Origin of the sequence: Rubrivirga sp. (genome assembly GCF_049648075.1) — a bacterium.
Classification (GTDB): domain Bacteria; phylum Bacteroidota; class Rhodothermia; order Rhodothermales; family Rubricoccaceae; genus Rubrivirga.
Map to the genome: position 1 here is coordinate 1 of NZ_JBARYR010000238.1, position 11,399 is coordinate 11,399.

Genomic DNA, 11,399 nt, shown 5'->3' on the forward strand with positions numbered 1-11,399 from the left:
GCCCGAGAACGCGAGGCAGTAGCCCTCGGCCTGGCGAACGTCGCAGCTTCCCGACGGCGCGTCGTCGGGCGGCGGGAGTGGAGCCGGCCGCGGTGGAGCCGGTCGGGGACGGGGCACTCGAGGACGAGGCGTGGGCCGCGGCGGAAACTGGACCACCTGCTCCGGCGGCTCCATGGTGTCGAACACGACGTCGGGCACGTCGAACGGGGTCGGAGGCTGCGACTCGATCTCGGTGCTGTCGTCGTCCTGCGCCGGTGCCTCGACGCGCGTGGGAGGCTCGTCGCCGGGCGGCGACGTGTCCGGGCCGCAGGACGCGAGAGTGAGGGCGACGATGAGAGCGAGGCGGGACACGTCCAGAGTCTAGCTCCGTGGTGCGAGGGCATCCCAACGTCCGTCGTACGAGGCCCCGTCGCGGTATTCGTCGATCCAGCGCCGGTCGATGGCATGCTTGAGCCGGAGCGCGGGCCGACCTCGGAGCGCGACCGGTCCGGCCGTCCACCACGCCTGATCCGTCCCTGTCGAGAGCATCAAGGGTGCGACCGGGTACGGGCGGAAGGGGGCGAGCGTGGCCCTGACCGGGTCGTCCCCTCGCGCGAGGGTCGCGAGTGTCTGAGACACGTTCTCGCGCAGCGTCGGCCCGTGCTTGACGGCGTGGACGCCGATCTTGGGCAGGTCCTCGAGGCCGTTGATGGTCGCGCTGTCGCCCGCCACGAACACGCGTGCGTCCGACGAGCGCAGGCCCGGGTCGACGCGAGCGAACCCCCGGTCCGTGACCTCGAGGCCGGCGTCGCGCAGCATCGGATGGCCAACCGACCCCGTCGCCCACAGTACCGCGTCGGCCTCGAGGCGCCGCCCGTCCTCGAGGACGACCGTGCCGTCCTGGACCGACTCGGCTCGCGCGCCGAACTCGATCGTCGCGCCGCGATCTCGGAGCGTCGAGGCCGCCCAGGTACCCAGGCGATCGGGCAAACGTGGGCAGAGCCGGTCGCCCGGCTCCACGACGACGACCTCGAGGCCGTCCAAGCCGGGACGCGCGGTGATGTTGAGCGCGCACTCCGTCCCCGCTGCGCCGCCGCCAACCACCACCAGCTTCCGCCGGCCTCCTGACGCGACCTCGAGGAAGGCGCCTAGCTTTTCGATCCGCCACAAGGGCTTCGCCCGGATGGCGCTGCCCGCGGCACCCCTGCCGGGATTGACCGAGCCAACATCGACCACCATCACGTCGTAGTCCACGCGCCGTCCGTCCTCGAGAACGACGGCCCGACCTTCGAGGTCGAGCGCCTCGGCTCGAGCCTGGACAAACTCGACCCCTTCGCGCTCGCAGATCGGCGCGAGCGGGACCGTGACGTCTCGCGTCGTGTAGATGCCGCCGAGCCACTCGGGGACCATCCCGGAATACCACAGCTCCGGCCGGTCGGAGACGAGCGTGACGCTGACGCCGGCCTCGACGTGCGCACGAGCGTGGCGTAGGAGAGGCAGCGACGCATGTCCACCGCCGACGATCACGAGGTTCATGGAGGGATCGGTTCGTCCTCGAGGACGCCCTCGGTGCGTGTGGGCTTACAGACTCGCTTGGTACATCCCGTACTCCTTGTCCCGCGTGCAGCCCAGCTTCTCGAGCGCGTTCGTCAGCGCCTTGTTGCTGTCCAGCACCCACGAAAGCTCGGCCGCCTGGTAGCCGTCTCGGAGCCCGTTGACGATGGTGTGGTGGATCAGGAGCGCGTCGAGACCCAGGTTGCGGTGCTCGGGCAGCACGCCCATCAGCGCCATGCGGAGCTCGTAGATCCCCGACAGCTTCCACGACGCCAGGACCTTCGCCACTGACAGCGACGCGAGCCGTCCTCGAGGCAGGAAGCGGAGCGCTCGGTTCAGGTTCGGGAGCGACGCCGCGAAGGCAATCGGTTCGCCGTCGAGCTCCGCGAACAAGAAAATGTCCTTCTCGATGATCGGCTTGAGCTCGTTCGCCAGGTGCAGCGCCTCGTGCTCGGTGTACGGCACGTGGCCCCAGTTCTCGGCCCACGCCTGGTTGTAGATCCGCATCGCCGCCGCGACGTCGGTCTCAAAGTTCGCGGGGTCGAGCGACCGGACCGTGATGCCGGGGGTGCGACGCTTGACGATGGCCGCGCCGCGCGCCATCCGCTCCTTGTTGATGTACGCCTCGTGGACGTAGAACGCCCACATCGTCATGGCCTTCTCGAACCCCCACGTTTGGAGGTAGCCCTCGTAGTACGGGTGGTTGTACGGCAGCAGAATCGAGGGCGGCCGGTCGAAGCCGTCGACCAGCAGGCCTGCGACGTCGTTCATCGTCGGGTTGGTGGGGCCGCGGACGCCGGTTAAGCCTCGCGCGCGGAGCCACTCCGCCGCGGCGTCCAGCAGCGCCTCCGCCACGTCGTAGTCCTCGACGGTCTCGAAGAAGCCGAAGAAGCCGTTGCCGTCGGCGTACTTCCTGAGGTGCTGCCCGTTCTCGATCGCCGCGACGCGCCCGACCAACACGCCCCCGCGCTCGGCCAAGAACAGCTCCATCGCGCCGTGCTCGAAGAAGGGGTTTTTCTTCGCATCGAGGACGGCCTTCTGGTCCATCCTGAGCGGCGGCACGAACGCCCCGACGCCGTCGTAGTGGCCGTACGGGAAGTCGAGGAACGCCTTGCGGTCGGCGGAGGAGCGGACGGGGCGGACGGTGATCTCAGGCATGGCCGAAGCTAGCCCGAGCGCGCTGCCCTCGATGCGGCTCGTCCTCGAGGGCGTGTCTCAACAAATCGGAGCTCGTATCTACCTACAGCGTCATCCCGAGCTTGTCGAGGGATCTCGACGCCGATCCGGTTGCTGCGCTGGTCCAGAGCGTCCTCGAGGCTGGACGGGGCGCGTCGAGATCCTTCGACTCCGGGCTGCGCCCTCCGCTCTGGATGACGTTGAACTCTGATTCGAGTCGGCTCGATACTGCCAGAACGAGCGCGTCGTCTGCTACGCCTTTGCTCGCCCGTCCTCGAGGTTAGGAAAATCGCTGAGGCTCTCCGAGAGTCTGAGAGTTGACCGATTGACGGACGCGCCCTCGAGGACGCTACGCCGTGCCGTTCGTCTGCATGGCGGGTCCGGGCACACCGCCGGGCGCGATGATCCCGTGCTCGAGCCCGACCTTCTCGAACGCGTCGAGAACGCGCTGGAGCTCGCTGTCGGAGTGCGTCGCCATGTAGCTCGTTCGCATCAGCGACTGCCCTGGCGGGACGGCCGGCGGGATGACGGCGTTGGTGAACACGCCGGCCTCGAGGAGGTCCTTCCAGAACGCGAACGCCCGGTACATCTCGCCGACCACGACCGGGATGATCGGGGTCTCCGAGTTCCATACGTCGAAGCCGAGCGAGCGGAAGCCGTCGCGCATGAAGTCGGCGATCTCAGCCAACCGGTCCAGCCGCTCGGGCTCGGCCTCCAGAATGTCCAAGCAGGCCAGGACCGTCGCCACGGCCGAGGGCGGCATCGAGGCCGAGAAGATGTGGGTGCTCGCCGTGTGGCGGACGTACTCGATGACGGTCTGGTCGCCCACGGCGAACCCGCCGAGCGACGAGAAGCTCTTCGAGAACGTGCCCGACGTCAGGTCGACCTCGGCCTCTAAGCCGAACACGGACGCCGTGCCGCGACCGCCGTCACCGATCACGCCGACCGAGTGGGCGTCGTCGAGGAAGAGGGCCGCGCCGAACTCGTCGGCAAGCGCGACCAAGCCGGGGACGTTGGCCAACGTGCCGGACATCGAGAACACGCCGTCGGTCGCGATGATCTTGCCGGCCTCGGGGCGCTCTCGGGAGATCCGCTCGAGGAACGTCCGCAGGTGGTCGAGGTCGTTGTGCCGGTAGCGGACCGTTTCGGCGGCCGAGACCTGCTGGCCGGCGATGATGCAGGCGTGGTTGTCCTTGTCCGAGAAGATGACGTCGCCGCGCTGCGCCACGGCCTGAATCAGGCCCTGGTTGGTCATGTACCCCGTCGAGAACAGGACGCAGGCCTCCTTACGCAGGAACGTGGCTAGGCGCTCTTCGAGGTCGAGGTGCAAGTCGAGGGTGCCGTTCAAGAATCGGCTCCCGGTGCACCCCGTTCCGTACTTGTCGACGGCGGCCTTGGCGGCCTCCTTGACACGCGGGTCGTTCGTCAGCCCCAGATAGTTGTTCGACCCGGCCATGATGACCTCCTGGCCGTTCATGGTCGCCGTCGTGCCTTCCGAGACCTCGATGGCGCGGAAGAACGGGTAGAGGTCGGCTTTGTGGACCTTGTCCCAGTCGCCTCCGGGCTCGAAGAACCGAGCGGCCTTGTCGAAGATCGACGCCGGAGGCCGCGCCTCGGGGTCGACCTGGGGGCCGGTCGGCTGTTGGCCGTGGAAGTCGGGCAGGGTCATGAGCGCGGGCCGGTGAATCGAGCCAAGATAGCGGGCGTGGGGTCCAGAGAGGCCGAAAGACCCGGTGAAAGGACCCCGCTCAGCGGCCCCGAGGCCCTGTCTAGGTCAGGGGAGACCTGTATGATGGCCGGGTGCGAACTCTCCACGTCCCCTCGGGTCCGAAGCGGCCACCCTCTTAGGCACTTCGATGGCGATGACGTGGTACTGGATCGGAACAGCTGCGATGGCCGCCGGGTCGGCCTTCTTCGGGGTCAAGGCGGCCTCCGCCGATGCCCGACGTTGGCAGATCCTGTGGTCGCTGTATTTCTTCATCTGCCTGATCGCGTTCGCGCTCTACCTCGTCATGGCGACCGGGTACGGCGCCCTCGAGGTCGGCGGGGGCCAGTCGACGGTCTGGATCCGCTATGTGACGTGGTTCCTCTCGACTCCGCTCCTGCTCTTGGGCCTGACGTATCTGGGCCGGTCGTCGGCGACCTTGACGGGCGGGCTGCTGGGCGCGAACGCGTTCATGATCGCGACCGGGTTCGTCGCCACGATCCTACCGGAGGACACGCCGGCGGCGCTCCACCTCGTGTGGTGGGCGATCTCGACCGGCGCGTACGTCGCCATCGCGTGGGCCTTTGTCGGCCGCTACAAGCGCGAGGCGAAGACGGCGCTCCCGGCCTCGGGCGGGGTGTTCGACCGGGTGGTCCTCGTCCACCTGGTGCTCTGGACCGCGTACCCGGCCGTGTGGTTGGTCTCCGTCGAGGGGATCGGAGCCATCGGCGCGTCGACGGAGGCGCTGTTGTACATGGTCCTCGACGTCGCTGCCAAAGTCGGGTTCGGGTTCTTGGCAGCGAACTCGCTGCGGACCATCGAGCGGAACGGGGACGCCGACGCGTTCGCCCCTGTCCAGGTCGCGACCGCCTAGCCACCGCCCGGCCCCGTAGCTCGGCCGCCGGATCTGGCTAGGTCGCCAGCGCGAGTTGGGGGACGGGTTCGACCTCGAGGGCGGCCTCGATTGCATCCGCGGCGGCCTCTCGCCCTGCGGTCCCGTCGAGGGCGACTGGGCGCCGGTACGCCTCGGCCCGCGACAAAAACCCCTCGAGGTCGGACGCGCGGAGATCGTGCTCGACCACCTCACCTCGGTTCGCGTCCTCGAGGGCGAACGCGTTGAGGGCCTGTTCGAAAAAGCCCCGGTTCGGGAGCGTGAGAACCGGCTTCCCCAGGTGCAACGCCTCGCTCAAGAGCGTGAACCCGGACGTGCTCACGACGGCTCGGCACGCGGCCAGGTCGCGTAGGAATCCCGACCTCGAGGACGAACGAAGCGTCACGTTCGGCGGCGCGGTCTCGGCCCGGAGCCCGTAGGCATCGGCCGGGACGCCAACGTCCCCCAGCGCGGCCAAGAGCGCGTCCATGCCGTCGCCCTCGTTGACGTAGACCAGCAGCCGGTCGCCGGTGGTCGGCTCGGCCTCGAGGACATCGCTGCGCAGGATGGGCGGGACGAGCGTGGCGCGGGAGCCCCACCGGAGCGGTGGGAAGAAGAACGACGGGACGACGGTCGTCGTGGGCTGGGGCGGCGACAGCACGCCGATCCCCAGCGCCGTGCCGAGCGCCGACGCCCAGTGCCGGACCGGTACGCGAGGACGCGTCGAGGTCAGGATGTGTTGGTGGCTCAGCGCCACGAACGGAACGCCCACCTTGCGTGCGGCACGGGGCACAAACGGCTCGTGGTCTGACACGACGGCGTCGATTCCGTCCTCGACAAGCCAGTCCGCGGCAGAGGCGATGATCTCGGGGCTCTGCCACGTCAGGTCGAAGTTGGCCCGGGCGGTGTCGAGAAGCCGGACGCGGTTGCCGCGCATGACTTGGCGCAGGCCAGGCACGCGTCGGACCGGGAGCCCGTCGTCCTCGAGACGGCTCGCCGCCGGGTCATCGCAGGCGAAGGAAACGCGGTGCCCGCGGCGCCGGAGGACGGACGCAATGGCTCGGGCGCGAGACGAGTGCCCGCGGCCATCGCCGCAGAGCGCGTAGAGGATGTGGGCCAGATCCAAGGAGGGGAGACGGATGCCCTACGGACGAGCGCCGGGCGGCGGTTCCGAGGCGCCCTCAGGGATCTCCGGATCATGGTCGTTCGCCGTCCTCGAGGTCATGGCCCACTCGGGGGCGTAGTCTGGCGCATGGCCTCGGCATCCGCCCACTACCTCAGCGCGCTCGCCCGCTTCGCCGACTTCGACGGCCGGGCCTCGAGGGCGGAGCTGTGGAGCTTCTTCGGCGTCCACGTCGCCGTCGTGCTCGTGCTGCTCGCGGTCTCGGCGGTCCTGGGCACCGTCCTCGATCTCGGCTGGGTCGCGGGCAGCCTGGTCCTGGCGCTCTACCTCGCGCTCACGTTCTTCCCGGCGCTCTCGGCCGTTGCCCGTCGTCTCCACGACACGGGCCGGAGCAGCTTCTGGGTGGCGCTCGCCCTGATCCCGGTCATCGGGCTGTGGCTGGTGGTCTGGCTCCTCGAGGCCGGTGACCCGGCGCCCAACGAGTGGGGCCAGCCGCCGGAGGCGTAGCGTCCTCGAGGACGTTCCCCGTCCGACCTCGAGGGCGCGGACTTGCCCCTTCCGTCTCGCCTGCCAGCGCGTGGGCCACGGCGCCACACGACGCCGCGACCTCGAGGGCGCTAGATCCCGAACCCGCCGTCGTCTGGTCCACCCTGCTGCGGGCGCTGCGGCTGCTGGATCTGCGGACCCGAGCCGAACGTGTAGGTCAGCGTGAACGACGCCTGCCGGATGTTCGGGTCGAACGACGTGTCGCGGAGGACTCGGCCGTCGTTGGTCACGAACTCGAACTTGGCGAACCCGAACGGATCGTTGACGCGGGCCGAGAGCTGGAGCTGCTCCGAGATCCGCTGGTTGACACCGATCGTCGAGAACGCGAACGCCTTGCGCTCGCCGTCCACCGACTGCTGGGGGCCGTTGTAGAACACGAACGCCTGGATGTTCGTCCCGTCGCGGACCTCCATCTGCAAGCTCGTTCGGAGGTTCCAGGCCACGTCCTCGATGTCTTCCTGTCCCGGCGCGGGGTCGGCCAAGACGGCCTGGTAGAGACTGCCAGAGGCGAAGCCGCGGACCGGGCCGAACTGGCCGAAGAACGTCAGGTCCGCGCCGTAGTTGGTCTCCGTGTCGAGGTTGGCGACCGAGAACACGCCGCGAGCCGTGCCCGGCGCCGTGGTAAAGCGCCGCGTGATCGAGTCCGTCGTGCGGCGGTAGAACGGGGTGAGCGTGGCGAAGAACTTGTACTGGAGCGTCAACTCGTACGAGTCCGTGTACTCCGGTCGCAGGTTCGGATTGCCGACGCGGACGAACGTCGTGTCCGACAGGTCCGGGAACGGGTTGAGGGAGAACGTCCGGGGCCGCTCGATCCGCCTCGAGTACGAGCCCTTGACGAGCGTGCCCGGCCCAAAGCTGTACGTCACGAAGGCGCTGGGGAACAGGCTCGTGTACGAGTCCGAGGTCTCGGCGTCGGGGTCGAAGAACGGGTTGGCCGTCGGCGGCACCTGGGTCAGCAGTTCGAAGTCACGCTGGGCGACCTCGGCCCGCAGTCCCGCCTGGACCTGGAGCGGGCCGACCGGCAACGCGGCCTGGACGTAGCCGGCCAGGATCTGACGGTCGTACTCGAACGCGTTCGTCTGATTCGGGTCGACCTCGAGGTCGTTCATCGTCAGGCCGGAGAGGAACTCGGTGTCGCTCCCGACCCACTCGGCCGTGCCGAGCGCGCCGACCTCGAGCTTGGTCTCGCCGAGCGGACGGGTGTAGTCGATCTGGAGCCGAGCCTCGTCATTCGTTTGGTCCGTCAGCTGGGACTGGGCGCCCAGCAGCGTCGAGCCAAATCCGAGGTCGGAGAACAGCCCGAGCCCGTCGTTGTCGAACCGCGTAAACCGCGTCTCGATCGCGAGCTCGTGGTCGCCCTGGGTGCCGGCCCCACCGCGCGAGCCGCCGAAGCCTGGAGGCCCACCGCGCCGCCCGCCACGGCTGGGAGGTCCGCCCTGGGCGTCGCCGCCACCGCCGGCCTCGAACTGGCGGCGGAAGACGAGTGCGAGGTCGCCGTTGAAGCCGTCCGTGTCGTCGTCGTTGACGCGTTGGCGCTCGGAGATGTCGCCGTCCGTCGTCTCGACGAACGTGGCGAGCCCGTCTCCACCGCCGGACCGCAAGCCCAGCGACGACTCAACGGTCAGCGTGGTCTTGTCGCCGATCGAGCGGACGGCCGAGCCGTTGAAAAAGTGCGAGGCCTCGTCCGTCCCGTTGGCCGTGACCGCGTCACGAGCGAAGGTGCCGTCCAAGAACTGCGTTCCGGCCTCGATGTTGACGTCGCGCTGGCCGTAGCGGAAGCCGTACTGGCCGTTGAGGTCCCAGTCTCCACGCTGGTAGCTCAGGTTGGCACCGACCTGGCTCGACAGCTCCGTCCCGCCGCCGAACGTCAAGCCGCCCGACAAGCCGCGCTCGACGCCCTCAGCGAGCACGATGTTGACGATGCCGCCCATCCCGTCGGGCTCGTAGCGCGCGGACGGGTTCGGGATGACCTCGACGCGCTCGACCTTGTCGGCCGGGATCTGGCGCAAGAGCGCGGCCAGGAACGCGCCGCGGACCGGCGTCGGACGCCCGTTGATCTGGATGACCACGTTCTGGTTGCCCCGGAGCGAGATGTTGCCGTCCGTGTCGACCTCGAGGGAGGGCAGCGTCTGCAACGTCTCGATGGCGCTGCCACCGGCCGTGACGGCCTGCTCCTGGACGTTGTACACAGTCCGGTCGGCCTGCTGCTCCACGAACTCGCGTTGCGCTGTGACCTCGGCCTCCCCCAAGAGTGCCGCGCCTTCTTCGAGTCGGATCTCGCCCAAGTCGAGCGGCGGCCCGACCTCGATGGTCATCGGTTCCAGCGTCTGCGTCGCGTAGCCGATAAAGCTGACGCGCCCGAGGTAGGAGCCGGGCCGGACCGGGTCGATGGTTACCCGCCCGTCCACGTCAGCGGCACCGCCCGTCACGAACGACGTGTCCCGCGTGGAGTAGAGCGCGAGCGTCGCCTGCGGCAGCGCGTCGCCGGTCACGTCGTCGACGATGGTCGCGGTGACGGCGCCCTGGGGACGGTTGCCCTGAGCGGACGCCGGAAGGACGAGGGCGAGGACGAGGGTGGGCAGTAGCCAGCGGGACATGACGGGCATGAGCAGGGAGGAAGAGCGCCGAACGGAAGGTGGGGCTCCGAGTTGTCCCAATTGCCGTCGGACGTGCGAGAAAACCGAGAACCCTGCCGGGCTACGGGTCGATCGGCCGCGTGTTGCGCCCCCCTCGAGGTCGCCGCAACCTGAAGAGGAGAGGCTCCTCGCTGGCGTCCTCGAGGTCGAAATCGTCGATAAGGCGGTGGTGGACACCGCACAGCGCCGTTGCATCTGCGTTGGCGAGACGGGCACGACGGCGCGACAGGGCGGGCCGCGTCCGGCACCGCCCTCGAGGTCGGCGTCTGGGATATGCCGTCCTCGGGGGCGCCCCTAGTTCGCGATTCGGGCGAGCAGGAAGCCGTCCGGTCCGGGCACGAACGCGGCCTCCATCTCGCTCGTCTGGTCGTTCTCGAGGACGCCGACGTCCAACCGGAGCACGTGCCAGTCGGCCTCGTCGGTGGGCTCGTGGACGTACTCCGCGACCTCGTAGACGAACCGTCCGTCGGCCGTCCGTCCGCCCTCGACGATCGCGCGGAGTCCGGCGAGCAGCGTCGAGGCCGCCGCCCGTTCGGTCGCGGACGAGGGGTCGACGGGTGCGCGGTAGTTGCGCGCGGCGTCACCACCGCGGTAGGCGACGAGCGGCGCGAACGAGTCCGTATCGGTGTCGGGCGCGGACACCACCGCGACGACGTCGGCGAACGCGGCCTCGACGGCCGCCTGGGAGTCGGGCGAAACGGGGGGCGTCGAGGCGCAGGCGGACAGAGCGACGAGGGCGGCGAAGGCAGCGAGACGCATGGCGACGGACGGTGGGGAGTGGCGTACCGCTCAGGGTGCCGGTGGTTCGGGCGATACCCGTAGCTTTACACTGCCCACCACGGCCCCGCTCATGCGACGTCTCCTCTTCCTGGTCGCCGCGGCGATTGGACTTACCCCTGGCTGCGTGCCCTACGCCGTCGGCACGACGCCATCGACCGTGTCCGAGCGGGCGATCGAGCCGAGCGCCGTCTTGCAAGTCACCTCGGGGCGCCGCGACATCGGCGTGGACACCGAGCCCGGCGGCGCGGGCCTGATGCTGGGCAACGAGGCGAGGATCGGCCTGGACGAGCGGTCCGACATCGGCGTGCGCATCATCGGGTTCGGGAGCATGACCGCGACATACAAGCGGCGGCTGACAGGCGCACTCGGCCAGGAAGCGGGTGCGGCCGTGATGGTTGGCGCGGGGATCATCGGGACGAGTCACCTGCACGTCGAGGCGACCGTCGTCGCGTCGCCCGGCCCGCTCGAGGGCTTCCCGCGGATCGTGCCGTACGGCGGCGTCCGCCTCCAAGACCTGACGCCGTTCTCGAACGACGCGCTGGGCACCCCGACGGCGCTCGGCGTCTTCGTCGGGGGCCGGTTCGGATGGCCAGACCTATCTGTCAGTCCCGAACTCGGGTTGTTCTACAGCCCGTCCCCGTTGTTGGGCGACGACGACGTGATCATCGTGCCGTCGGTCACGGTCCGCGGCGACCGGCTCCGCAGGGCGCTGGGGTTGTAGCGAGGGGCCGACTCGTCCTCGAGGACGAGGAACCGACCGGCTGCCGTTAGGCCTCGAGGTCCTTCACGGAGTCCCTCCTGTTGAGGGCGAGTGAGCATGCGTTCTCGGGGCCGCGTACGGCGGTGCCAACGCCGGGGCTTCCAGGTCGAGTTCCCCTTCCTGGGATGAGGAGGGGGACAGGGGGTGGTCACCGTCCGACCTCGAGGCAGCCGGTTCGTCGGGGTCACGGACTCGTCCTCGAGGGCGGGACAACCTCGAGGACGCATCCGCTCCCTCTCGTCGGGAGCGGTGCCTAGCTCCCCTCGCGG

9 protein-coding genes and 1 pseudogene are annotated in these 11,399 nt (G+C 69.3%); 3 read left to right on the forward strand and 7 right to left on the reverse strand.

Annotated features, from left to right (window positions below):
- The 4 genes and pseudogenes from WBA11_RS07150 to WBA11_RS07165 all read right to left on the reverse strand — a co-directional run.
- Positions 1 to 351 (reverse strand): annotated as a pseudogene (locus tag WBA11_RS07150) (hypothetical protein); the annotation flags it as partial.
- 9 nt (positions 352 to 360) lie between these two features.
- Positions 361 to 1,515 (reverse strand): NAD(P)/FAD-dependent oxidoreductase, encoded by a 1,155-nt coding sequence (locus WBA11_RS07155; RefSeq protein WP_424520013.1) that lies wholly within the window; start codon positions 1,513 to 1,515, stop codon positions 361 to 363.
- Between the two features lie 45 nt (positions 1,516 to 1,560).
- A complete protein-coding gene (locus tag WBA11_RS07160) occupies positions 1,561 to 2,691 on the reverse strand; it encodes a hypothetical protein (protein ID WP_424520014.1) in 1,131 nt (376 codons plus the stop codon).
- A gap of 367 nt (positions 2,692 to 3,058) precedes the next feature.
- The gene (locus WBA11_RS07165) at positions 3,059 to 4,378 is read right to left on the reverse strand and encodes an aminotransferase class I/II-fold pyridoxal phosphate-dependent enzyme (protein WP_424520015.1); all 1,320 of its coding nucleotides are present in this window, start codon (positions 4,376 to 4,378) and stop codon (positions 3,059 to 3,061) included.
- 193 nt (positions 4,379 to 4,571) lie between these two features.
- Between WBA11_RS07165 and WBA11_RS07170 the strand changes: the two genes are divergently transcribed.
- Positions 4,572 to 5,288, forward strand: coding sequence for a bacteriorhodopsin (locus WBA11_RS07170; RefSeq protein WP_424520016.1), 717 nt, complete (start codon positions 4,572 to 4,574; stop codon positions 5,286 to 5,288).
- A 37-nt stretch (positions 5,289 to 5,325) separates the two neighbouring features.
- On the opposite strand, the gene WBA11_RS07175 is transcribed toward WBA11_RS07170, so the two are convergent.
- Complete coding sequence (locus WBA11_RS07175) at positions 5,326 to 6,411, reverse strand: glycosyltransferase family protein (RefSeq protein WP_424520017.1); 1,086 nt, start codon at positions 6,409 to 6,411, stop codon at positions 5,326 to 5,328.
- Positions 6,412 to 6,537: 126 nt separating this feature from the next.
- On the opposite strand from WBA11_RS07175, the gene WBA11_RS07180 reads away from it, so the two are divergent.
- On the forward strand, positions 6,538 to 6,915 hold the full coding sequence (locus WBA11_RS07180; RefSeq protein WP_424520018.1) for a DUF805 domain-containing protein: 378 nt from the start codon (positions 6,538 to 6,540) through the stop codon (positions 6,913 to 6,915).
- Positions 6,916 to 7,025: 110 nt separating this feature from the next.
- Here the strand turns inward: WBA11_RS07180 and WBA11_RS07185 are convergent, their stop codons facing one another.
- The gene (locus tag WBA11_RS07185; RefSeq protein ID WP_424520019.1) at positions 7,026 to 9,560 is read right to left on the reverse strand and encodes a TonB-dependent receptor domain-containing protein; all 2,535 of its coding nucleotides are present in this window, start codon (positions 9,558 to 9,560) and stop codon (positions 7,026 to 7,028) included.
- A gap of 324 nt (positions 9,561 to 9,884) precedes the next feature.
- Positions 9,885 to 10,349: a hypothetical protein gene (locus WBA11_RS07190; RefSeq protein ID WP_424520020.1), complete on the reverse strand. Its 465-nt coding sequence runs from the start codon at positions 10,347 to 10,349 to the stop codon at positions 9,885 to 9,887.
- A gap of 91 nt (positions 10,350 to 10,440) precedes the next feature.
- Here WBA11_RS07190 and WBA11_RS07195 point away from each other — a divergent pair, with 91 nt between their 5' ends.
- On the forward strand, positions 10,441 to 11,091 hold the full coding sequence (locus WBA11_RS07195; RefSeq protein WP_424520021.1) for a hypothetical protein: 651 nt from the start codon (positions 10,441 to 10,443) through the stop codon (positions 11,089 to 11,091).
- Positions 11,092 to 11,399 lie beyond the last annotated feature (308 nt).

Coding starts and splice junctions, on each gene's coding strand:
- WBA11_RS07155 (WP_424520013.1), bottom strand. CDS start 1,515: ATGAACCTCGTGATCGTCGGCGGTGGACATGCGTCGCTGCCTCTCCTA.
- WBA11_RS07160 (WP_424520014.1), bottom strand. CDS start 2,691: ATGCCTGAGATCACCGTCCGCCCCGTCCGCTCCTCCGCCGACCGCAAG.
- WBA11_RS07165 (WP_424520015.1), bottom strand. CDS start 4,378: ATGACCCTGCCCGACTTCCACGGCCAACAGCCGACCGGCCCCCAGGTC.
- WBA11_RS07170 (WP_424520016.1), top strand. CDS start 4,572: ATGACGTGGTACTGGATCGGAACAGCTGCGATGGCCGCCGGGTCGGCC.
- WBA11_RS07180 (WP_424520018.1), top strand. CDS start 6,538: ATGGCCTCGGCATCCGCCCACTACCTCAGCGCGCTCGCCCGCTTCGCC.
- WBA11_RS07185 (WP_424520019.1), bottom strand. CDS start 9,560: ATGCCCGTCATGTCCCGCTGGCTACTGCCCACCCTCGTCCTCGCCCTC.
- WBA11_RS07190 (WP_424520020.1), bottom strand. CDS start 10,349: ATGCGTCTCGCTGCCTTCGCCGCCCTCGTCGCTCTGTCCGCCTGCGCC.
- WBA11_RS07195 (WP_424520021.1), top strand. CDS start 10,441: ATGCGACGTCTCCTCTTCCTGGTCGCCGCGGCGATTGGACTTACCCCT.